Annotated in this window: 20 protein-coding genes; 12 read left to right on the forward strand and 8 right to left on the reverse strand. The window is 71.1% G+C overall.

Going from position 1 to position 23069, the window contains the following annotated elements; genetic code table 11:
- A partial coding sequence (locus BLS25_RS16905; RefSeq protein WP_218128172.1) for a hypothetical protein occupies positions 1-777 on the reverse strand: 777 nt, incomplete at its 3' end.
- Here BLS25_RS16905 and BLS25_RS09095 point away from each other — a divergent pair.
- The 11 genes from BLS25_RS09095 (at position 748) to abc-f (ending at position 14029) form a co-directional block, all read left to right on the forward strand.
- Positions 748-1500, forward strand: a complete 753-nt coding sequence (locus BLS25_RS09095; RefSeq protein WP_235556886.1) for a hypothetical protein — start codon at positions 748-750, stop codon at positions 1498-1500. The two genes, BLS25_RS16905 and BLS25_RS09095, sit on opposite strands and share 30 nt — an antisense overlap.
- The gene (locus BLS25_RS09100; protein ID WP_074695202.1) at positions 1497-2534 is read left to right on the forward strand and encodes an HAD-IIA family hydrolase; all 1038 of its coding nucleotides are present in this window, start codon (positions 1497-1499) and stop codon (positions 2532-2534) included. Before BLS25_RS09095 ends, BLS25_RS09100 begins: the two co-directional genes overlap by 4 nt.
- Before the next feature lie 19 nt (positions 2535-2553).
- Positions 2554-2712, forward strand: a complete 159-nt coding sequence (locus tag BLS25_RS16910; protein ID WP_164481584.1) for a hypothetical protein — start codon at positions 2554-2556, stop codon at positions 2710-2712.
- On the forward strand, positions 2709-3509 hold the full coding sequence (locus BLS25_RS09105) for a TlyA family RNA methyltransferase (RefSeq protein WP_074695204.1): 801 nt from the start codon (positions 2709-2711) through the stop codon (positions 3507-3509). Before BLS25_RS16910 ends, BLS25_RS09105 begins: the two co-directional genes overlap by 4 nt.
- Positions 3506-4426 carry an NAD kinase gene (locus BLS25_RS09110; protein ID WP_056224195.1) on the forward strand — a complete coding sequence of 307 codons (921 nt, stop codon included), beginning with the start codon at positions 3506-3508 and terminating at the stop codon, positions 4424-4426. Before BLS25_RS09105 ends, BLS25_RS09110 begins: the two co-directional genes overlap by 4 nt.
- Complete coding sequence (gene recN, locus BLS25_RS09115) at positions 4423-6117, forward strand: DNA repair protein RecN (protein WP_056224193.1); 1695 nt, start codon at positions 4423-4425, stop codon at positions 6115-6117. The genes BLS25_RS09110 and recN overlap by 4 nt, the downstream gene beginning before the upstream one ends.
- A complete protein-coding gene (locus BLS25_RS09120; protein ID WP_074695206.1) occupies positions 6114-8927 on the forward strand; it encodes a hypothetical protein in 2814 nt (937 codons plus the stop codon). Before recN ends, BLS25_RS09120 begins: the two co-directional genes overlap by 4 nt.
- Before the next feature lie 72 nt (positions 8928-8999).
- Positions 9000-10697: a CTP synthase gene (locus tag BLS25_RS09125; protein ID WP_056224189.1), complete on the forward strand. Its 1698-nt coding sequence runs from the start codon at positions 9000-9002 to the stop codon at positions 10695-10697.
- A gap of 1 nt (position 10698) precedes the next feature.
- Complete coding sequence (locus tag BLS25_RS09130) at positions 10699-11277, forward strand: NUDIX domain-containing protein (RefSeq protein ID WP_074695208.1); 579 nt, start codon at positions 10699-10701, stop codon at positions 11275-11277.
- Position 11278: 1 nt separating this feature from the next.
- Complete coding sequence (gene xerD, locus BLS25_RS09135; protein WP_074695210.1) at positions 11279-12208, forward strand: site-specific tyrosine recombinase XerD; 930 nt, start codon at positions 11279-11281, stop codon at positions 12206-12208.
- Between the two features lie 180 nt (positions 12209-12388).
- Complete coding sequence (gene abc-f, locus BLS25_RS09140) at positions 12389-14029, forward strand: ribosomal protection-like ABC-F family protein (RefSeq protein WP_074695212.1); 1641 nt, start codon at positions 12389-12391, stop codon at positions 14027-14029.
- A 123-nt stretch (positions 14030-14152) separates the two neighbouring features.
- Here the strand turns inward: abc-f and BLS25_RS09145 are convergent, their stop codons facing one another.
- The 7 genes from BLS25_RS09145 to BLS25_RS09175 form a co-directional block, all read right to left on the reverse strand.
- Positions 14153-14497: a LysR family transcriptional regulator gene (locus BLS25_RS09145; protein ID WP_056224181.1), complete on the reverse strand. Its 345-nt coding sequence runs from the start codon at positions 14495-14497 to the stop codon at positions 14153-14155.
- A 157-nt stretch (positions 14498-14654) separates the two neighbouring features.
- Entirely contained in the window at positions 14655-16208 is a 1554-nt protein-coding gene (locus tag BLS25_RS09150; protein WP_143017893.1) for a GMC family oxidoreductase, read from the reverse strand.
- Complete coding sequence (locus BLS25_RS09155; RefSeq protein ID WP_074695214.1) at positions 16205-17599, reverse strand: alpha/beta fold hydrolase; 1395 nt, start codon at positions 17597-17599, stop codon at positions 16205-16207. Before BLS25_RS09155 ends, BLS25_RS09150 begins: the two co-directional genes overlap by 4 nt.
- A 143-nt stretch (positions 17600-17742) precedes the next feature.
- The gene (locus tag BLS25_RS09160; protein WP_074695216.1) at positions 17743-18645 is read right to left on the reverse strand and encodes an SDR family oxidoreductase; all 903 of its coding nucleotides are present in this window, start codon (positions 18643-18645) and stop codon (positions 17743-17745) included.
- A gap of 106 nt (positions 18646-18751) precedes the next feature.
- Positions 18752-19747 (reverse strand): LacI family DNA-binding transcriptional regulator, encoded by a 996-nt coding sequence (locus tag BLS25_RS09165; RefSeq protein ID WP_074695218.1) that lies wholly within the window; start codon positions 19745-19747, stop codon positions 18752-18754.
- Positions 19748-19859: 112 nt separating this feature from the next.
- On the reverse strand, positions 19860-21014 hold the full coding sequence (locus BLS25_RS09170) for a Gfo/Idh/MocA family protein (RefSeq protein ID WP_074695220.1): 1155 nt from the start codon (positions 21012-21014) through the stop codon (positions 19860-19862).
- Positions 21011-21865, reverse strand: coding sequence for a class I fructose-bisphosphate aldolase (locus tag BLS25_RS09175; protein WP_056224173.1), 855 nt, complete (start codon positions 21863-21865; stop codon positions 21011-21013). The genes BLS25_RS09170 and BLS25_RS09175 overlap by 4 nt, the downstream gene beginning before the upstream one ends.
- A gap of 95 nt (positions 21866-21960) precedes the next feature.
- Between BLS25_RS09175 and BLS25_RS09180 the strand changes: the two genes are divergently transcribed.
- Entirely contained in the window at positions 21961-22992 is a 1032-nt protein-coding gene (locus tag BLS25_RS09180; protein WP_143017894.1) for a DUF4432 family protein, read from the forward strand.
- The last annotated feature ends 77 nt before the right edge of the window (positions 22993-23069 follow it).

Consider the following 23069-nt stretch of genomic DNA (forward strand, 5'->3'; position numbering starts at 1 on the left):
GTTCGTCGTGATGGTGAGCGTCCGGTTCGTCGTGATGGTGAGCGTCCGTTCCGTCAGGACGGCGACCGTCCGTTCCGTCGTGACGGCGAACGCCCCGCCCAGCGCGATGGTGATCGTCCGTTCCGTCGTGAGGGGGATCGTCCTGCTCGTCGTGATGGTGACCGTCCTGTTCGTCGTGACGGTGACCGTCCCTTCCGCCGGGATGCTGATCGTCCTGTTCAGCGTGATGGTGATCGTCCGTTCCGTCGCGACGGGGATCGTCCTGTTCGTCGCGAGGGGGATCGTCCGTTCCGCCGTGACGGTGATCGTCCCGTTCAGCGCGAGGGGGAGCGTCCGTTCCGTCGTGACGGGGACCGTCCCGTTCGTCGTGACGGGGACCGTCCCGTTCGTCGTGACGGGGACCGTCCCGTTCGTCGCGACGGCGATCGTCCGGTTCGCCGTGACGGTGACCGTCCGTTCCGTCGGGACGGGGACCGCCCCGTGCGCCGAGACGGTGATTCCCGCGGCTTCGGGGGCGGTGACCGACGTCCGAGTGGCGACCGCCGGCCGGGCGCGGGAGCGCCGCGTCGATTCGATCGCGAGGACTCTCGTGCCACGCGCCCGCCGCAGGATCGTCGCGAGCGTGGCCCGGAGATCCCCGAGGACGTCACTGCCTTCGACCTTCCTGGCGCAGCCCGCAACGAGTTGAAGACGCTCAGCAAGGACAACGCCGACAACGTCGCCCGTCACCTTGCGATGGCTGCTCGCATGATCGACGAAGACCCCCAGCTGGCGCACGAACACGCGCTGGCGGCGTCCCGGAGCGCCGGCCGTGTCGGGGTCGTCCGCGAGACCGTCGCCATCACGGCATACGCCGTCGGCGACTTCGCCCTGGCCCTCCGCGAACTCCGGACGCACCGCCGGATCACCGGGTCCGACGAGCAGCTTCCGCTCATCGTCGACAGTGAGCGCGGGGTCGGACGTCCCGATCGCGCCCTCGAGGAGGGGCGCGCGGTCGACCGCTCGAGCCTGTCCGTTCCGGTACGTGTACAGCTGGCGATCGCCATGTCGGGAGCGCGCCTCGACCTGGGGCAGACGGACCGTGCTCTGCAGGAGCTCGAGATCCCCGAGGCCGACCCGGACCGCGCGTTCGAATGGAGCCCGGCCCTCTTCTCCGCGCGCGCAGCGGTTCTCGAAGAACTCGGACGGTCCGATGAAGCCGCCGAGTGGGAGCGTCGAGCCGAGATCGCGGCCGACGCCCTGGACGCCGCCGCAGGCGTCGCCGATCGCGAGGTCATCGTCGTCGAAGAGATCGAACTCATCGATGACGAGGGTGGTGTGGACGTGGCATCCGGAGTCATCCCCCTCGAAGGAAACGACGTGGCGGTCGAGTCGGCTGACGACGCTGCGAGCGAACCGCACGACGAAGACGTGACCGAGGGTGACGTGGACGATCGTGCCGACGGCATCGAGCCCGCCGAGACGGTTGTCGAAGCGGACGTCGAGGAAGACGGGCGATGATTTTCGGCCGGAGCACTCCGCCGCCGACACCGCTCGACGGCGTCGACGTCGTCCTGGCGGACCTCGACGGGGTGGTCTATGCCGGCCCCGGTGCTCTGCCGCACGCGGTCGACAGCCTGAACCGCGCCCAGCAGGAGGGGCGTCGTCTCGGGTACATCACGAACAACGCGTCGCGGACCGACGCGTCGGTCGCCGAGCACCTCACCTCCCTCGGGCTGCGTGTGGCGGCGGACGACGTCACCACCAGTCCGCAAGCGGCGATGCGTCTGATGCGCGACCTGGTGCCCGCGGGTTCCACCCTGCTGGTCATCGGCGGCGAGGGTCTCGTCGTCGAGGTCGAGAAGGCCGGCTTCGTCGTCACGCGCAGCGCCGATGACAACCCGGCGGCCGTCGTCCAGGGCTTCGCTCCCGAGGTCGGGTGGGTCCACCTCGCCGAGGCCGCGTACGCACTCGCGACGCCTGTGGAGGAGGGGGGGATCCCCTGGGTCGCCACCAACTCCGACTGGACGATCCCGCAGGCCCGCGGCATCGCTCCGGGTAACGGCACGCTCGTGTCGGCCGTGCACACGGCCGTGGGGCGGTTGGCCACCATCGCAGGCAAGCCCGAACGGCCCATCTTCGATGTCGCCGTCGCCCGCACCGGCGCGCAGTCGCCGCTGTTCATCGGTGATCGCCTCGACACCGACATCCAGGGTGCGCGCACGGCCGAGATGCGCTCCCTGCTGGTGCTCACCGGCATCGACCGACCGAAGCAAGTGCTCGCGGCACCGCCCTCGCAGCGCCCCGACTACATCGTCGAAGACCTCCGTCAGCTCTTCGAGCCGTACCCCACGACGGTCGTCAAGGGCGACCGCACCCGTGTGGGTGATGCGATCGTCGAGATCGACGGCGTCGATCTCCGGATCGTCAACGACGGAGGGCGGCAGATCGACCTTCTGCGTGCCGGCTCGGCGGCCATCTGGAACAGTGGTCGTGCCATCTTCGGCTTCCGGGTTCCGGAGCAGCTCTACGCGGACCCGTTCCGCGTGCGCTGACGTCGGTAGCATGGCATCCATGTCCGACAGCTCCGCCCCGGACGCCGGGCTCATCGATCGGCTGCGTCTCATCGAGGAGCAGCCCCTCGACACCCGCGCGGACGCTTACGCCGCCGTGCACGAGGAGTTGGCTCGACGACTCGAGTCGGCGCCGATCGATCCGACCGCAGCGTCGTGAGCCCGCGCCTCGATGCCGAGCTCGCCGCCCGCGGGCTGGCGCGTTCCCGCTCGCACGCGGCTCAACTGATCTCCGGCGGGCTCGTGACGGTCGACGGCCGCCCCGTCGTCAAAGCGTCGACGCCCGTGGAGACGGACAACGTGCTCGACGTCGCGGGGGCCGACCACTACGTCAGCCGCGGCGCGCACAAGCTGCTGGCCGCGCTCGATGCCTTCGGGGTCGACGTGAGCGATCGGGTCGCCCTCGATCTCGGAGCGTCCACCGGCGGCTTCACACAGGTCCTTCGCGAGCGCGGCGCGCGCCCAGTCATGGCCGTCGACGTGGGGCACGGTCAGTTATCCACCGTCGTGGGGGCGGACCCCGACGTGGTGTCGGTCGAGGGGTATAACGTGCGGTTCATGACCGCCGACTCCCTCGCGGGCGCCACGGGTATCGCCGAGCGTCCCACCGTGGTGACCGGAGACCTGTCGTTCATCTCGCTGGAGCACGTGTTGCCCGCCGTCGTGGCCACGGCGGCCCCCGAGGCGGATGTCATCCTCCTCATCAAGCCGCAGTTCGAGGTCGGCCGCACAGCGGTGAAGGGCGGGCTGGTCACCGACCCCGCCCTGCGATCCGACGCCGTGCACGGCGTGCTCTGGGCAGCGTGGGACGCGGGTCTCAGGACCTCCGGGCTCATCGCGTCGCCCATCGTCGGAACGCACGGGAACCAGGAGTACGTCGCGTGGTTCTCGGCCACTCGGGGCAGCGACCCCTCAGAATGGGAGAGCACCGTGACCCGACTGACCGGAAGCCGATGACCCCCAGCGATCGCCGAATCCTCCTCGTCGTGCACGCGCGCCGAGATGACACCGTCCACGCCGCCGAGCGCATCCTGACCGCCGTGCGGTCGGCCGGTGCCACCCCGGTGGTGTCCGCGGAGGACCGGCCCGAGCTCGCGGAGCGTCTGTCGCTCGAGGGCGTCCAGACCCTCGGGGTCGACGTCGGCATCGACGACATCGAGCTCGCCATCGTGCTCGGCGGCGACGGCACCATCCTGCGCGCGGCCGAAGTCGTGCGGGGTGGGACCGTCCCGATCCTCGGGATCAACATGGGCCACGTCGGATTCCTCGCCGAGATCGAACGCGACGACATGGACGACGCCGTGCGTCGGGTCATCGACCGCGACTACGTCGTCGAGGAGCGACTCGCCCTCGCGGTGCGCGTGTTGAACGCCGACGATGAGGTCATCTTCGAGACCTGGGCACTGAACGAGGCCACCGTCGAGAAGGCGAGCCGCGAGCGGATGCTCGAAGTGGTGATGGAGGTCGACGGCCGTCCGCTGTCATCGTTCGGCTGCGACGGGATCGTCGTGGCGTCTCCGACCGGTTCGACGGCCTACAACTTCTCCGCCGGAGGGCCGGTGATCTGGCCGACGGTCGAGGCCATCGCCGTCGTCCCCCTCTCGGCGCACGCCCTTTTCGCACGTCCGCTGGTGGTGAGTCCCGAGGCGATGGTCGCCGTCGAGGTACTCGAGCGCACGAGCGGCAGCGGCATCCTGTGGTGCGACGGCCGACGCTCGCACGAGCTGCCCCCGGGCGCTCGCGTGATGGTGCGTCGTTCGTCGCGGCCCGTCCGCCTCGCCCGCCTGCACCCTGCCGCGTTCACCGACCGGCTCGTTCGGAAGTTCCGCCTCCCGGTCACGGGATGGCGTGGGATGCCGGGAGGTGCGGCGTGATCGAAGAGATGCGGCTGCGCGACCTCGGCGTGATCGCGGACGCGACCCTGCCGATCGGGCGCGGTTTCACGGCCATCACCGGCGAGACCGGGGCGGGCAAGACCATGGTCGTGACCGGGCTCGGGCTGCTGCTCGGTCAGCGCGCCGACTCCGGCGCGGTGCGCAAGGGCGCGACCCAGGCTGCCGTCGAGGGCGTGTGGCTCGTCCCCGAAGAGGGGGTCGTCTCCGCGCGAGTGCGGGAGGCCGGAGGCGATGTCGAGCCCGTCGGGGACGGTTCGGCCGAGCTCTATCTCGGACGCACCGTCTCGAGCGAAGGACGCGGGCGCGCCACCGTGGGCGGACGCACCGCTCCGGCGGGTGTCCTGGCTGATCTCGCCGACGACCTCGTCGTCGTGCACGGACAGTCCGACCAACTCCGCCTCAAGTCGTCGGGAGCGCAGCGCGATGCCCTCGATCGCTTCGGCGGGGAGCCGGTCGTCGCTGCCCGCACCGCCTATCGCGCGGCGTGGGACGCCTGGCGTGCTCTGGATGCCGAACTGACCACCCTGACCGCTGATCGTGACGACCGCGCCCGCGAGGCCGAGCAGCTGCGCGCCGCTATCGCCGAGATCGAGGCCGCAGCGCCGATCGTCGGCGAGGAAGAGGAGCTGGCGCGCCGCGCCGAGCGTCTCGCCAACGCCGAGGATCTGCGAGTCGCCGCCGTGACGGCCCACGCCGCCCTGTCGAACGAAGACGGCTCACCCGATGTCGTGACGCTGCTGGCCGAAGCCCGCCGGGCCCTCGAGCGGATCTCGGGCAGCGACGAGGCACTCGCCGCCATCGGCGAGGTGATCGCCGACCTCGGGTATCGCGCGACCGACGCCTCCGTCGCGCTGTCGGGCTACCTCGCAGACCTCGACGAATCCGGCCCGCACGAGCTGGCCGCGGTCGATGAACGCCGCGGAGTGCTCGCCGGACTCGCCCGCACGCACGGAACGGTCGAGGCGGCGATCTCGTTGCTCGAGACGGGCTCGGCTCGTCTCGTCGAATTGGATGACGACGGCGACCGCCTCGAGCGACTCGAGGCGCAGCGCGACGCCGCGGCCTCCGAGCTGGATGCGGCCGCGGAAGCGCTCACCGCTGCGCGACGCGAGGCCGCCGAGAGACTGGGCGCCGCGGTCACCGAGGAGCTCCATGCGCTCGCCCTTCCCGACGCCCGGTTGAGCGTCGACGTGGCCCCCGCCTCGCCCGCCGGTCACGGACGCGATGAGGTCTCGATCCTGCTCGCCCCGCACCCGGGCGCCGATCCCCGCCCCGTGTCGCGCGGGGCGTCCGGGGGCGAGCTGAGTCGCGTCATGCTCGCCATCGAGGTCGTCATCGCCGGCGTCGACCCGGTGCCCACCTTCGTGTTCGACGAAGTCGACGCCGGAATCGGGGGAGCCGCGGCGATCGAGGTCGGTCGTCGGCTCGCTCGTCTCGCGGAATCGTCCCAGGTGATCGCCGTCACGCACCTCGCGCAGGTGGCGGCCTTCGCGGGAAACCACCTGACGGTCGTCAAGGGCAACGACGGTGCGGTCACGGCATCCAGTGTCCGCCGTCTCGACGGGGCCGAGCGCGAAGCCGAGATGGCCCGCTTGCTGTCGGGACTCACCGACTCGGAAGCGGCGTTGACGCACGCCCGTGAACTGCTGGAGACCGGCCGATCCCGATGACCGACGACTCCGACGACGAGCTCTCAGCGCCGCCGGAAGCGACGCTGATCGACCCCCCGCGGCACACGCCGCTGTGGGCGTTCCTCTCCCGGCTGCTGCTGCGTCTCGAGGCGTGGCTGCGGTCGCACGGGGGGACACGTCTGCGTGCCGGCATCCGCGTGTTCTGGGCGGCGGTCGCCGCCGTCGGCGTGGTGCTCCTCGTCGGCCCGGTGATCAACGCGCCCCTCACCTTCGACGACATCACCTCATCGGCGAAGGAGGCCACGAGCACCTGGATCGCGAAGGACTTCTCGGCGGAGTACGACCTGCAGCGTCACGACGACGGGCGACTCGTCGTCGCGGTGACGGAGAGGTTCATCGCGGTCTTTCCGGACGACGTCGACGAGAACTCGATCGAACGCGTCCTCGCGTCGCAGTACGAGGGACACGATCTCGCTCCCGCGCTGCGCGAGGCGCGGCTCGACGATCGCCCCGTCGACGCACGGGTGGAGACGACGCCGACCCGCACGACCTACGTCATCGGGGGAGTGGACAGACTCACCGGGTCGCATCTCGTCGAAGTGCGCTACGACCTGCGCGACCTCGCTTACGACGACCGCGACACCTCGTCGGACCAGGTGCCCCAGGTGCTGCAGTGGGACGTCTTCGGGCCCGAGTGGCCGCACGGGGTCTCGTCGAGTTCGTTGCGCGTCGTCGTGCCCCGCGACCTCGAGGGGGCTTTCGCGCGCCAGCCCTCGGCGGGACTGTCGTGGCTTCTCGTGGGCGGTTCCACCACGATGGAGCCCGAGGACGCGGCATCCGATCCGCTCGTGTATGAGATCACGAACGACCAGAACATCCCTCCCCACGGATCGTTCTGGTTCGCGTTCCGGTTCGATCCGGGTACGTTCGCGATGCCGGGGCCGTCTCCGTTGTTCTTCATCCAGGCGTACGGGCCCTTCGTGCCGCTGTTGCTCTTGGCGGCCGGCGTGCTCTTCGCCTTCGCCGCGCGGGCGGTGGCCTGGGCCGACGCGCGGGGGCGCGCGTGGTTCGTGCCGGAGTCGCAGCCGCGTCGCGGCAGCTCGGTGGCGCTGGACGCACGCCTGTGGGGAGCGCGCCGCACGGCGGTACTCGCCGAGGCCCTCGACGCGTGGCGTCGAGATCCGAAGGACCCCCGGCTGACTCGTCGTCTCGCGCGCGCCGCCCATCGAGCGGGGCGGTGGGGGGATCTGCTCCCGGCTCTGCGGTCGTTTCGATTCTCGCCCGCGTGGAGGGCGCAGTTCGAACGTGGTCTCCGCACGGTGCCGCGCGGGTTCGTCCGGGACGCCTTCCTCGGCGGAGCGTTCGCGCTCGCCGTCCTCCAGCTCGGCCTGACGCGACAACTCTCGCATCAGCGCGCGCTGACGATCGAGTGGTGGCCCGTGGCTGCCGCGGCGGCCTCCGTCGCCCTCGCCGGCGTGATCCTCGCGGTGGCGCTGAGCGCACGCCCACTGACGCGCGAGGGAGCCCTCGCGCGTGAGCACCTGCTCGGTCAGCGGCAGTATCTCGAGCTGACGAGCGCCGCCGAGCGCACGCCGCTGCGATCGGCGGATCTGCCCTACGTCGTGATCTTCTCGCACCCGCGCGCGGCAGGTCGTCTGCTCCGAGGCCTGACCGAGCGCGAAGGGATCGATCGACGGGTGGGTGCCGATCCGACGTTCCTGGGGGGCGGACGACTCGCCGTCCGTGCGTGCGCGCTGGGTCTCGTCGCCGGCGCCATCGCCCTTGCGTTCCTCACGACGGCGTCCACCACCGCCGCTCCCGACCAGGCCGCGGTTCTCGACGGGATCGAGGGCAGCAGCGGTCTCGCCGTGACGGACGCCGACATCGCCGCCACCCTCCGTCGCGATGGCGACGGAGCGGGCCGGGTGGAGGTCGTCGAGACCTTGAAGACCGAGGTCGAGGCGAATCGCCGGGTGATCCCCCAGGTCACGCGCGTGTGGCGGGACGTCGTCGACGGGCACGATCAGGGGCTGACCGTCGAGTCGATCACCGTCGACGGCAAGACGGCTCCGTTCGTGCAGACCCGGCGTCTCGATCACGCCGTCGTCCAGACGCGCCTGACCGATGACTGGACCGGGGCACACGTCGTCGAGATCCGGTACGAGATGGCGCACCCGATCGCCCGGGACGCATCGGGGGAGCGGATGGCCTGGACCGCCCTCATGCCGGGGTGGTCGTGGTCGTGGCGGACCGTCGACGCGGAGACGGAGCACGTGCGGATCGCGTTGACCCTCGCGGACGGACGGGGAGAAGACCTCGAAGAGGGGTCCGGATGGATGGATGCCACCCCCTCCCGCCCGGACGCGGCGCCCGAGCCACTGGGCGACGACGCCGTGCAGAGCGGGTCCGAGACCGTCATCGCGTTCGACGCCAGGGCGAGCGACGAGTATTCGCCGGACAGCCGGTGGCCGTCCTCGTCGAAGTACGCGGGGCTCGACCTGCGATTCGCCTCGGGGACGTTCTCATCGGCGACGCCTCCGAGCATCGGGCACACCCTGTGGGCGGCGCTTCCCTGGGTCATCGGGCCGATCCTCGGAGCGGGGGCCGTCGTCCTGGGCCTGGTGGGCATGAGCGCGCGCGACCGGGTCGGTGTGCGGCGCGACCTCGCGCGGTGGTTGCCGCCGAGCCTGGTCATCGCCCAGGTCGTGCTCGTCGGCTGGGCGGCCGGCGACGCGGCGATCGAGGACGCGATCCTTCCCGTCGTGCTGATCCCCGTGGTGCTCTCGGTGGTCGTCGCGGTGGTCGCCTTCGTCCGCACCCGAAGACTCGCCATCGTCACGCGAACGTGACGCGGATGTCGGAGGGGGGTGCCAGACTCGGAGGCGAACCCCCACACGCGACTGATAGGATCGAAGCCCGTGATGCAGACTTCGGACGCGGGACATTCAGACGGCACGACTTTCACGACGAAGCACATCTTCGTCACCGGAGGCGTGGTCTCCTCACTGGGGAAGGGCCTGACGGCGGCTAGCCTCGGCAACCTCCTCACGGCTCGCGGACTTCGCGTCGTCATGCAGAAGCTCGACCCGTACCTGAACGTCGACCCCGGGACGATGAACCCGTTCCAGCACGGCGAGGTCTTCGTGACCGACGACGGAGCCGAGACCGATCTCGACATCGGCCACTACGAGCGATTCCTCGACATCGAGCTCAGCCAGGCGGCCAACGTCACCACGGGCCAGATCTACTCGCAGGTCATCGCGCGCGAGCGCCGCGGCGAATACCTCGGCGACACGGTGCAGGTCATCCCGCACATCACCGACGAGATCAAGCGCCGCATGCGCCTGCAGGCCAGCGAGCAGCCGCAGCCCGACGTCATCATCACCGAGATCGGCGGAACCGTCGGCGACATCGAGTCGCAGCCCTTCATCGAGTCGGCGCGTCAGATCCGCCACGAGCTCGGCCGCAAGAACGTCTTCTTCGTGCACGTCTCGCTCGTGCCCTTCATGGGCGCTTCGGGCGAGCAGAAGACCAAGCCCACGCAGCACTCCGTTGCCACGCTGCGCTCGATCGGCATCCAGCCCGACGCCCTCGTTCTGCGCAGCGACCGCCCCGTCACCGAGTCGAACAAGCGCAAGATCGCGCTGATGTGCGATGTCGACGAAGACGCGGTCGTCAACGCGATCGACGTGCCGAGCATCTACGACATCCCCTCGATGCTGAACGACCAGGGTCTCGACGGCTACATCGTCGACGCCCTCGACCTCGACAAGGCGAGCGACGTCGACTGGTCGCGGTGGCAGCGCGTGCTCCAGGCCGTGCACAACCCCAAGCACGAGGTCACGATCGGACTCGTCGGCAAGTACATCGACCTGCCCGACGCGTACCTCTCGGTCACCGAGGCCATCAAGGCCGGCGGCTTCGGCCAAGAGACGCACGTCAAGATCACGTGGATCCCCTCCGACCTGTGCGAGACGCCCGAAGGCGCGGCGAAGGCCCTCGGCGCGGTCGATGGCATCATCGTCCCCGGTGGTTTCGGCATCCGCGGCATCGAGGGCAAGCTCGGTGCGCTGCGGTTCGCACGCGAGCAGGGCATCCCCACGCTCGGCATCTGCCTCGGCCTGCAGTGCATGGTCATCGAGTACGCGCGCACCGTCGCCGGCCTCGAGGGCGCGTCGTCGAGCGAGTTCGACCCCGACACCGCGCACCCGGTCGTGGCGACGATGGCCGAGCAGGTCGACATCCTCGAAAGCGGCGACCTCGGCGGCACGATGCGCCTGGGCCTGTACCCCGCCGCGCTCGCGGAGGGCTCGCTCGCGGCCGACCTGTACGGCTCGAACAGCATCTCGGAGCGCCACCGTCACCGCTACGAGGTCAACAACGCCTACCGTCAGCAGCTGAGCGACGCGGGCCTGGTGTTCTCGGGGCTGAACCCCGACCTCGACCTCGTCGAGTTCGTCGAGTTGCCGCGCGACGTGCACCCGTACTACATCGCCACGCAGGCGCACCCCGAGCTGCGCTCGCGCCCGACCGAGCCGCACCCGCTGTTCCGCGGTCTTGTCGGCGCGGCCCTCGAGCGTCACCGCTCGAGCGAGCTCTTCGACGTCGAGGAGGACTGACGTGGAGGAGCTGCGCGACGAGAAGGTCGACCTCGAGATCGTCTCGACCGACCTGGTCTACGAGGGCGCGGTCTGGGACGTGCGCTCCGACACCGTGCGCTACGGCGACGGCGAGATGACCCGCCAGTACGTCGAGCACCCGGGAGCCGCGGCGGTCGTCGCGATCGACGACGACGAGCGCGTCGTGCTCATCCAGCAGTACCGCCACCCCATCAAGGAGCGCGACTGGGAGATCCCCGCCGGGCTGCTCGACGTCGCGGGGGAGCCGCCGATCGAGACCGCCAAGCGCGAGCTGACCGAAGAAGCCGATCTCGCCGCCGACCGCTGGCAGCACCTGGTGTCGATGCACACGACCCCCGGCGGCAACGACGAGGTCGTGCACCTCTTCCTCGCGCGCGGTCTGCGCGCGGTCGAGACCGACTTCGAGCGCGAGCACGAGGAGTCCGACATGCGCCTCGAGCGCGTGCCGCTGGCCGAGGTCATCGACGGCGTGCTCGCGGGACGCCTGCGCAACGGCATCCTCGCCACCGGCGCCCTGGCGGCGGCCGAGGTGCTGCGCCGCGAGGCCTCCTCCCGCTGACGTGGAGCTCGAGCGCGCGGTCGAGACCTACCTCCGGCACGTTGCGCTCGAGCGCGGGCTCTCGGACCACACCGTCGCCGCGTATCGCCGCGACCTGTCCGTCTACACGGACTGGTTGGGCGAGCGTGGCATCGGCGAGGTCGAAGCGGTGACACCCGCTCTGATCGCGGACTTCGCGGCCGAGCGGGCCTCGGCCGAGCCACCGCCCGCCTCGTCGTCGCTGGCGCGGCTGCAGTCGTCGGTGCGGGGGCTGCACCGCTTCCTCGTGCGGGAGGGACGCGTGGATGCCGACCCCAGCGGCCGACTGCGCCCGCCCAAGGCTCCGCGCCGCCTGCCGAAGGCCCTCACGATCGCTCAGGTCGATCAGCTGCTGGATGCCGCGGGTCCCGCGCCCGGTTTGGCCGACGCCTCCGCCGCGGAGCCGGCGGCCGTGCGCGACCGCGCTCTGCTCGAGCTGCTGTACGCCACGGGTGCCCGCGTGTCGGAGATCGTGCAGCTCGACGTCGACGACACCGCCCACGGCGACCTGCTGCGCGTGCGCGGCAAAGGCGACAAGGAGCGGATCGTGCCCGTCGGTTCCTACGCCCGCGCGGCCGTCGAGGCCTACCTCACGCGCGTGCGACCCGCGCTCGCCGCGAAGGGGCGGGCGACACCGCGGCTCTTCCTCGGCGTGCGCGGGGCGCCGCTGTCGCGCCAGAGCGCCTGGTTGATCATCCAGGCCGCCGCCGTCAAGGCGGGGCTCACCGCCCACGTCTCACCGCACACGCTGCGGCACTCGTTCGCGACCCACCTGCTGCAGGGCGGAGCGGACGTGCGCGTCGTCCAGGAACTGCTCGGACACGCCTCGGTGTCGACGACGCAGATCTACACCCACGTGTCGGTCGACGCGCTGCGCGACGTGTACGCGACCTCGCACCCGCGGGCGCGGTGACGCGACGGCATCCGGTGCCTTCGGCGGGCTCAGGGACCCGGGCGGCGCGGGCCGGCGTCCGGTCTCGTCGACGGGCTCGGGGACCTGCATGGGCGGGCGCCTGAGGGAGTGGCATCCGGGGTCTTCGAGGCGTCGAAGGCGGAGGCGTGAACAGCGCGGCGGCCCTGAGACACTAGAGGGATGACCGCCACCCTCGTCGCGCAGGGCCTCGCCGGGGGCCACGGACACCGCACGCTCTTCGACGGCGTCGACCTCACCGTCGCGCCGGGAGACGTGATCGGCGTGGTCGGGGCGAACGGAGCGGGCAAGTCCACGCTGCTGCGTCTGCTCGCCGGCGTCGACGAGCCGCAGGGTGGATCGATCAGCCTCGCGCCCAGCGACGCCTTCGTCGGCTGGCTCCCGCAGGAGCACGAGCGCGTCGCGGGAGAGACCGTCGCGCAGTACATCGCCCGCCGCACCGGGTGCGCGGAGGCGACGCGGGAGATGGATGCCACGGCGGCGGCGCTCGGCGATGCGTCGGTCATGGGGGCGGACGACGCCTACGCCACGGCCCTCGAGCGGTGGCTCGCCAGCGGCGCCGCCGACCTCGACGAGCGGATGCCGATCGTGCTCGCCGACCTGGGTCTGGAGGTGGGACCGGATGCCGAGATGACGGGTCTCTCCGGAGGCCAGGCGGCGCGCGTGGGGTTGGCGGCCCTGCTGCTGTCGCGCTTCGACATCGCGCTTCTCGACGAGCCGACCAACGACCTCGACCTCGACGGGCTCGAGCGACTCGAGACCTTCGTGAAAGGGCTCCGCGGCGGTGTCGTGCTGGTCAGCCACGACCGGGAGTTCCTCGCCCGCTCGGTGACCCGCGTGCTCGAGCTCGACCTCGCGCAGAACTCCCACCGTGTCTACGGCGGTGGGTACGACGCCTACCTCGAGGAGCGCGCGACCCTGCGCCGCCAGGCGCGTGAGAAGTACGAGGAATACGCCGACACGAAGGCCGACCTGGTCTCGCGTGCTCGGACGCAGCGCGAGTGGTCGAGCCAGGGCGTGCGCAACGCCATGAAGAAGTCGCCCGACAACGACAAGATCCGCCGCAAGGCCGCGACGGAATCGAGCGAGAAGCAGGCGCAGAAGGTGCGTCAGATGGAGAGCCGCATCGCCCGCCTCGACGAGGTCGAGGAGCCGCGCAAGGAGTGGCAACTCGAATTCACGATCGGATCGGCGCCGCGCTCGAGCTCGGTCGTGTCGACGCTGTCGGGGGCGGTCTTCCGCCAGGGCGACTTCACCCTCGGGCCGGTGTCGCTGCAGGTCAACGCGGGCGAGCGCGTCGGCATCACCGGGCCGAACGGCGCCGGCAAGTCGACCCTGCTGCGCGGCATCCTCGGCCGTCAGAGCCCTGACGAGGGATCGGCATCGCTGGGCTCGAGCGTCGCGATCGGCGAGATCGACCAGGCGCGGTCCCTGCTGGTCGGCGAGCGCCCGCTGGCCGAGACGTTCGAGGGCTTCGTGCCGGAGATGAACGCCGGTGAGGTGCGGACGCTGCTGGCGAAGTTCGGACTCAAGGCCGATCACGTCACCCGCCCGGTCGATGAGCTCTCGCCGGGCGAGCGCACGCGCGCGGGACTCGCCCTGCTGCAGGCGCGGGGCGTCAACGTCCTCGTGCTCGACGAGCCGACGAACCACCTCGACCTGCCGGCGATCGAGCAGCTCGAGCAAGCGCTCGAGTCGTACACCGGCACGCTGCTGCTCGTCACGCACGACCGGCGGATGCTCGCCGCGGTGCATACGGACCGCCGCTGGCGCGTGGAAGCCGGGGTCGTGACCGAGCTCTAGGCGAGCGGCGCGGGGCGCACCCGTCGCTCGATAAACGCGGATTCTGTCGAGACACGCTGTGTCGCAGAGAGTCTCGCCACTATCAGCGTTTATCGCGTGTGGGGGCGGCGGGGAACGGTGGGGTCAGCGGCCCTGGCGCTTCTTGTAGGGCTTCGGCTCGCCCTTCACGATCGGGGCGCGGCCCTTGCCCTTGTTGGCTTTCGCCTTGCCGCCGCCGGGGGCCTTCTGCCGCGGCGCGGCGGGAGGCGCATCCGCGATGCGGAGGTGGGCTTCTTCGAGCAGCAGGCGGCCGGCCGGGGTGAGCTGCGTCGGCGGGGTGCGCGAGATGAGCGGCTGCCCCACCTGATCCTCGAGCTTGTCGACGGTCGTGTACAGCGAGGCGAGGGGGATGCGCAGCTTCTCGGCCGCGCGCGGGAAGTGCAGCTCCTCAGCGAGGGCGGCGAACCGGACGAGGTGCTCGAGCTTCATGGCATCCATTCTCCCGTGTTCGACGCGCGGAGCGGACCGGGCCGCTCAGCATGCGGACACGGGTGCCGCTCCTGAGTCGTCTGGAGCGCGGACCGGGGGACCTGGACGCACGTCACCGTCCCGCCGCACCTGCGCGCGGCGGGACGGACGACGAGGGTCAGGCGGCGGTGGAGGCGAGGAAGCGGTCCGCGGTGCGTAGCGAGAGGGCCATGATCGTCAGCGCGGGGTTGGCGGCGATCGCCGAGGGGAAGACCGAGTTGTCGCAGATCCAGAGGTTCGGGATCTCGTGCGAACGGCCGTCGGCATCGACCACGCCGTCGGAGGGATCGGTCGACATGCGGCACGTGCCGATCGTGTGCGCGGTGCGGGCGAGGACCATGGTCTCGCGTGCCCCGGCGGCTTCCATGACGCGCAGCATGAACGCGGTCGCGTGCTTGTCGATCGCCTTCTCGTTGTCGCCGGCGGTGAACGTCACCCGAGCGCGCGGGATGCCGAACTCGTCGAGCTCGTCGACCAGCTCGAGGCGGTTGTCGTCGGACGGGAGGCAGTCGGCGTTGATGCCGATGCCGGCCATGAACCGCGCCTGATCGAGTCGCTGCAGGAGCTCGGGGCCCCACAGGCCGCCGCCGCGCACGAGGGTGGTCGAGAACGTCAACGGCATGACCCCGAGGCTCTGCACGAGGTATCCGCCGGCGAAGTCGGCGTCGGCCGGGCGCATCATGTCTTCGCTGATGAGCGACGAGGGGTACCCGCGGTGCCCGCGCACCGGCTCGTCGAACCGGCCCCACACCTGCGTCGCGCCGTGCGCGAGGAAGTTGCGGCCCACCTGGCCGTTGTCGTTGGCCAAGCCCGTGTGCAGCAGCAGGCGCGGCGTTTCGACACCGCCGCCGGCGAGCACGAGGGCGCGGCAGCGCTGACGACGGTCGACGCCGTCCGTGCGGTAGACGACGGCCTCGACGTGGCCGCGGGCGTCGAGCTCGATGCCGTGCACCATCGCCTCGCTGCGGATCTCGGCACCGGCTGCCACGGCCGCGGGCAGGTACGTGTTGGCGGTGGACGCCTTGGCATCCACCCGGCATCCCTGATGGCACTCGCCGCAGTTGACGCACGCCCCGCGCTCGCCGTGGTGGTCCTGCAGGCGGGCGCGGGTGAGAACGGCGGCCGGTGCGTCGGCCCAGCGCACGCCGAGTGCGTCGCAGCCCTTGGCCACGAGGTTCGCGGGAGCATTGCGCTTCGCCGGCGCGTAGGCGTAGGTACGGCTGGGATCCCACGGATAGGGGGACGGACCCGAGACGCCGATGTCGCCCTCGACGCGCTCGACGTACGACAGCAACTCGTCAGGATCGATCGGCCAGTCGCGGCCGACGCCCGATTCGGTCTTCAGCGCGAGGTCGCGTCGATCGGGGCGCGGGGTGAACGCCCCCCAGTGCAGCATCGAGCCGCCGACGCCGCGCCCGCTGTTGTTCGGGCCGAACGCGGTCGGGTCGTCACCGCCGCTGAGGCGCTCCGACATCCAGTTGATTTCGACGGCCTCGGTCTCATCGGGCGTGAGGTCGTCGAGCGAGAAGTGCCGCCCGGCCTCGAGAGCGACCACCGTGAGACCCTTCCGCGCGAGTTCGGCGGTCAGGGGTGCGCCGCCGGCGCCGGTTCCGATCACCACCACGTCGACGATCTCGTCGTCGGTGAAGGTGCGCATCGCTTCGAGGTTCATGCCGCGTCTCCCGTCGCGATCGTGCCGCCGACGTTCGCCGGCTCCCAGTCTTCGCGGCGCCCCAGGCGCAACTCAACGAATCCGCGGATGGGGCGGCCGCCGGTGGCGAACCCGTCGTAGCCGACGCGCGCCATGCTCGCGGGGTGGGCGAGCCACTGACGGACGAGGTCGTTGCGCACGTCCTCGAGCCACGCCTTCAGCTGGGCGGCGTCGAAGGGGCCCTCGGCATCCGCCTCTCCCTCGACGGCGGCGCGGAAGGTCTCGGCACGCTCCACCGGGTCGGTGGGCCACGTGGCGGCCATCTGATCGAGACCGGTGCGATACGCCTCGGCGTCGATGGGCAGGTCGGCGTGACGCCAACCGTCACCCTCGCCGCGCGCGAGCTGAGCGTCGACGCGTCCGGCGATGTCGATCGCCGGTCCGTCCTGGGGGACCACGAGGTCGGCGATCTCGCGGAGCAGCGTCAGCTGCGCCAGGTCCAGCACCGCGGGGGCGTAGCCGCGGTCGTCGGGCAGGGATCGTCGAGCCAGGATGCCGCGCACCCGGGAATCGACACGATCGCCGGCGATCAGCCGGGCCCAGTCGTCCGGCACCACCGGACCGACCCGCACCTCGTCGGCGATGAAGCGGGAGATCGCCGCAGCGGCCTCGGCGGGACGTTCGAGGGGGATCATGTGCCCGGTGTCGGGGAAGGTCGTGAAACGCGCGCGGGGGTAGACCGAGGTGAGCAGCTCCGGCTGGGCGGCGGCCCCGAGGTCCGCGTCGTCGGTCCCGGCGAGCACGAGCACGGGGATATCGAGGGTCTGCACCTCGGCGGTGGCGTCGACGCGACTTCCCGTCTCGAGCCAGGCGCGCCACGCGGTAGGCGACGTGCGACGAAGGTCCGCGAGGGCGAGGGAATGCGCCCCGGCATCGAGGGGCTCCGCGGTGTTCTGATCGATGAAGGTCTCGGCATCCTGCTCCGAGATCGCCCCGCCGTCGACCCACGAGAGCATCCGCTCACGGCGCTCCTCGTCCATGGGTTCGGGACGCGGCGGCGAGGGAGCCATGAGCACCATGCCGCGGAGTCCGAACAGCGGAGCGTCTCCGCGCAGGACGCGCGCGGCCACGAGCGCGGCGATCTTGCCGCCCATGCTGTGGCCGCCGAGCATCCACGGACCGTTCGCGTGGCCGGCGAGGTGGCGGAGGACGTGCTCGACGGTCTCGTCGAGGGTGGCGTCGGGGGCGCTCGCGGCGGAGCCGAACCCGGGGAGGTCGATGCCCTGCACCCGCACGTCGTCATCGAGCTTCTCAGCGAGGCGGTCGAAGGAGCCGGAGCTCGCTCCCAGCGCGTGGAGGAGGTACAGGGTGAGGGGCGCCCCGCTGGCCGCGGAGGCGTTGTCGGTGGGCATGTACTCACGCTCGCGTACGGAAGGCCCCGGAACGGGTCGGTTGCGGAACGGGACGTTTTGCGCAAGCGTGCGCTGTGGCCCGTCCCTGGGACGACGATCGCCCCGGCCGTGCGCGACGGACCGGGGCGATGCGCGTGGTCGGCTTACGGAGTGACCATGCCGCCGTTGACGTTGAGGGTCTCTCCCGAGACGTAGCTCGACTCCGCGGAGGCGAGGAAGACGAAGGCCGGCGCGATCTCGGCCGGCTGGCCCGCCCGCTGGTAGGTGCTCTCGTCGTCGAAGTGCTCCATCTGGTCGTCGGAGACGCCCTGACTCACCTGCAGCGCCGACCAGGTGGGTCCCGGTGCGACGACGTTGACCCGGATGCCGCGTGACGCGAGCTGCTGCGCCAGGCCCTTCGAGAGGTTGTTGATCGCGGCCTTGGTCGCGGCGTAATCGAGGCGGTCGGGCGCCGGCACGTACGCCTCGAGGGACGCGGTGTTGATGATCGTGCCACCTTCCGGCAGATGGGCGAGGGCCGCCTTGGTGATCCAGAACGGCGCGAACACGTTGGTGCGGAACGTCTGCTCGAACTGTTCGTCCGAGAGGTCGTCGACCTTCTCGACCATCACCTGCTTGCCGGCGTTGTTCACGACGATGTCGAGGCCGTCGAGCGCCTCGGCGGCGCGGGCGACGAGCTCGCGGCACGCGCCGGGATCGGTGATGTCGGTCGCGATCGAGACGCCGGTACGGCCGGCATCCCGGATCTGCTCGAGGATGTGGTCGGCATCGCGCTGCTCGTCGGGCAGGTGCACGATGGCGACGTCGGCACCCTCGCGCGCGAAGGCGATCGCCACGGCCCCGCCGATCCCGGAGTCGCCCCCGGTGATGAGCGCCTTGCGGCCGACCAGGCGGCCGAGCCCGCGGTAGGTCTTCTCACCCAGATCGGGCACCGGAGTCATATCGGCTTGAACGCCGGGCTCGGGCTGGTGCTGCAGGGGCGGCTCGACGCGGGCATAACGGGTGACGGGATTGTCGAAGGTGAACTGATCGCGATCGGAGGTCATGCCTCGACGGTAAGCAGGGGCCGCCGCGCGGGGCGCGGCCTTGACGGGAGCGGGGCAGCCACGCTCGGACCGCGCGAGCCGGCGCGGAGACGGGAGCGTCCGATGGTCAGGACACTCCGCCCCGGTCGACGAGGCGCGTCGGAACGAGGTGCGTGTGGGAGCCCGTCGCGGGGTCGGCGCCCCTCGCCAGCAGCGTCTCTGCCGCGCGCGTGCCGAGCTCGGTGACGTCGTAGTCGACGATGCGGATGCGACGAGGCAGGAGCCGCGAGAGCTCGAAGTCGTCGAAGCCCGCGATCGCGATCTCCGCTCCGCGGGGCAGGATCGCCTCGAGGGCACCGATCGTGACGCGGTTGTTGGCGCAGAAGACCGCCGTCGGCGGGTCGGCGGAGTCGAGCAGCCGATGCACGGCGTCGCGCGCGACGGCGGGGGTGTGGAGGCCGTCCACGACCAGCGCGGGATCGAGGGACGTTCCGGCCGCGGCGAAGGCCTCACGTGCTCCGGCGAGGCGCTCGACCATGGTGAAGATCGCGGGGGAGTCGAGCAGCACGGCGATACGACGGTGTCCGGCCGCGAGGAGCTCAGCGACGGCGTCGCGAGCGCCTCCCCGGTTGTCGAGAAGGATGGCGTCGGCCGGTACCCCGCTGCCGGGGCGGTCGAGGAAGACGACGGGCGTCCCGAGCTCGACCTCGCGGGACAGGTAGGAGTGATCGGTGGCGGTGGGGACGACGATGAGGCCGCCGATCTGGCGCTGGCAGAGATCGAGGGCGAGGGTGCGTTCCAGGTCGGCATCCTCTTCGCTGGATGCGATGACCAGGTGCATGCGCTCTCGCGTGGCGATCGTCGAGACGGCGGCGGCGACGGCCATGTAGAAGGTGTTCGAGAGGTCGGCGGCGACGAAGCCGATCGTGTCGCGGTTGCCCGAGCGCAGGCTCGCGGCGAGGGAGTTGCGGTGGTACCCGAGCCGCGCGACCGCGGCGCGCACTCGCTCGATCATGGCCGGGTCGACGCCCGACTCCCCGTTCACGACCCGGGAGACGGTCTTCAGGCTGACTCCGGCGTCGGCGGCGACGTCGATCATCGTGGGCCGACCGGTCTTGCGCATGCGTCTCCTCGTGCTGCCGTGAAGCGACGGCATCCTCCGAGCATAGGGAGTGCGCCCGCCTCGAACCGGCGACGCGGGGCCCGGTGGCGCGTCCGGGCCCCGCATCGCGCGATCAGGCCTCGGGGGCGACCAGCGCGCCCGTCTCGTGGGAGGCGATCGCGGCCGCGAACAAACGGTGGGTGAGCGCCGCCTCTTCGGGGCGCACGCAGCCGAATCCGTCTGCCAGCTCGCCCAGGTATTCGGCGAGGAAGGCCGCCCACATCTGCAGGATGGCGTCGGAGAAGCCCGACTCGAAGTTGGGGCCGGTCACCGTCGGCCAGACGGACTGGCTCCCGGCATCCACGCTCTGCCAGCTCTGCTCGCGGCCGACACCGGGCACGTCGACGAAGGCGAACACCTCGACCTGCTTGGGGTTCTTGGTGCTGAAGCGCACGCCGCCCGACATGCCGATGGCCTCGAACTCCCACGTGTTCTTCTGCCCCGGCGCGATGCGCTTGGTCTCGGTCGTGAGGGGGAAGGGGGCGCCGTCGTGGCGCGACCACGAGTGGATCACGGCGTTGTCCCACGTGTCGCACGGCTGCGGCGACCCGTCGGGACCGGGGCGCTCGGTGACGATGTCCTGCAGGATGCCGACGACCTTCTCGGGCGCCCACCCCAGCCGCAGCGGCACGTGCCACGTGTGCATGCCGAGGTCGTTGAGCACTCCCGCATCGCCGCAGAACTGCTTCTGCCGCTTCCAGTTGAGGGGCTTGTTCACGTCGATGTCGCTGGAGTGCAGGAAGGTGCATTTCGCCTCGACGATGCGGCCGAGACCGCCCGCGCGTACGTAGTCGACCGCCCACTGAGCACCGGGGAAGAACGGCATCTCGCTCGAGACGCGCACGAACGACTGAGGGTTCTCCTCGATCGCGGCCACGACAGCGTCGGCGGCGGCGCGGTCGATGCCGAACGGCTTCTCGGCCAGCAGTGCCTTGCCCGCGCGCACGGTGTCGACGTAGAGACGCTCGTGCAGGTCGTGGCGGACCGCGATGTAGACGACGTCGACGCGGGGGTCGGCGAGCAGCTCGTGGTGGTCGGTCGTGGTCAGCTGCACCGTGTCAATGCGCTCGAAGAACTCCAGCGCCGCGGGGTTGATGTCGCAGACGGCGACGAGCTCGGGCTCGGCCGGGTGGTCGATGAGGGCGGGCCAGCGTCGCAGCGCCGCCGCGATCTCGCGGCCCATGAGGCCGCCGCCGATGATGCCGACGCCGATCTTCTTGCCGGTCATGCGCGGTCTCCTTCCGCGGGGGCGCCGATGAGGGCGAGAGCCTCGTCGACCGAGGCGTCGTCGTGCACGACGGCCATGAGGGCGGCCGTGATGCCGGCGGGGTCGTGGTGCTGGATGACGTTGCGTCCGTAGACGATGCCGCGCGCGCCCTGCTCGAGGACGGCCTGGGTACGCTCGAGCAGCGTGCGGTCGTCGACGCGCCCGCCGCCGCGGACCAGCAGCGGGGTGTCGCCGGCGGCCTGGATGACCCGGTGGTACTCGGTGATGTCGTCGGTGGGATCGGCCTTGATGAGGTCGGCGCCGAGCTCGCGCGCCTGGCGGACGAGCGTGATCACCTTGGCGGTGTCGCCGTCGACCCCGTATCCGCCCGAGCCGGGCTTGGTCTGCATGACGAGGGGCTCGATCATGAGCGGCATCCCGTACTTCTCGGCGTCTGTGCGGAGGGCCAGGATCGAGCGGATGCACTGCTCGCGCACCTGCGGCTCGCCGGGGAGGTCGAGGAGGTTGACGCACACGGCCACGGCGTCGAGACGCACGGCGACCTCGATGGCATCCGGAACGTGGATGCTGTGCAGCGGGGTTTCGAGGGGATCGCCGTAGACGTTGGCGATGTCGGTGCGCAGCACGAGTCCGGGCTTCTGCTTGCCGGGGAACGCCTGCAGCAGCGGGGCCTGGCCGAGGGTGAGCTGCACGGCGTCGGGGCCGGCGTCGACGAGCGTCGCGACGGTCTTCGCCATGTCTTCGATGCCGGTGAGGAAGGTGTACTCGTGGAACGCGCCGTGGTCGACGGCGACGTCGAACGCGCGACCGGATCGGGCGTTGAAGAGGCGATTGAGGCGGGGTTTCGACATGGGGTGTGGGTCTCCGAAGCGTCGTATCGGGGCGCGGCTCTGCGCTCGACGGTCAGTATGCGGTTCGCAAGACAACGTTGTCAAACATTGGTAGCGTGAGCGTCGCAACGGCGAGGAAGGCGGGGCTCATGGGCGAGCTGTACGGACGATCGATCGACGAGGCGCTGCGGCGCTCGGGCTCCGCGGCGCAGGTCGCCGCGGTCGAGGCATCGATGCGCAGCGATGGACCGGATGCCGGAACCCGGCGACTCCGCGTGATCGCGGGCGACCTCGACATCGAGTTGCTGCCCGACCGCGGACTCGACCTCGGGCAGGTGCGGCACCGCGGCGTGCCCCTGGCCTGGGTGTCGCCGACGGGATGGCCGCGCCCCGGCGCCGCGGGGTTCGGGGCGTCGTTCGGCGGGGGACTCGTGACCACCTGCGGCCTGCTGTCGTTCGGCCCGCCGTCGGTCGACGCCGAGGGGGAGCATCCCCAGCACGGGCGGTTCAGCGGGCTGTCGGCATCCGTCACCCGGGCGGAGGCGCGGGCGGATGCCGTGGTGGTCGAGGCCACCGTCGTCGAGGCGACGGTGCTCGGCGCCCACGTGGAGCTGCGACGGCGCCTGCGCGTGCCGCTGGGCGCGGGGCGGATCGAGCTGCGCGACGAGATCGTCAATCGCGGGTCGCGGGTGGTGGAGCCGATGGTGCTCTACCACGTCAACCTCGGCTGGCCGCTGGTCGACGCGGGCACCGTGCTGCGCTCGCCCGCGGACCGCGTCGAACCCCGCGACGCGGCGGCCGAGGCGGGGCTCGACGGGTGGGCGGAGTTCCCCGAACAGGTCGCGGACTACCCCGAACAGGTGTTCCGCCACGAGCTGCCGAGCGATCGACGGGTGAGTGCCGAGGTGATCGCGGCGTCGGGGCTCGGCATCCGGATCTCGTTCGACACCACGGTGCTGCCGGCGATGTTCCAGTGGCGCGTGGCACAGGACGACGGTCTCGTGCTGGGCGTCGAGCCGGCGACGGCGCCGACGATCCGCGGCCGTGCCGCCGCGCGGGAAGCGGGGCTGCTGCGCGCGCTCGCCCCCGGTGCGTCGTGGGAGCTCGGTCTCGACATCGATGTCATCCGTAATCGATCTGAGACTTGACAACGTTGTCCGGCTGACCGCAGGATGACTCCATCGGAGCCCGCCCGAGGGATCCGATCCGAAATGACAACGATGTC

The sequence above is a fragment of the Microbacterium testaceum StLB037 genome, from assembly GCF_900104345.1.
Taxonomy (GTDB): domain Bacteria; phylum Actinomycetota; class Actinomycetes; order Actinomycetales; family Microbacteriaceae; genus Microbacterium; species Microbacterium testaceum_A.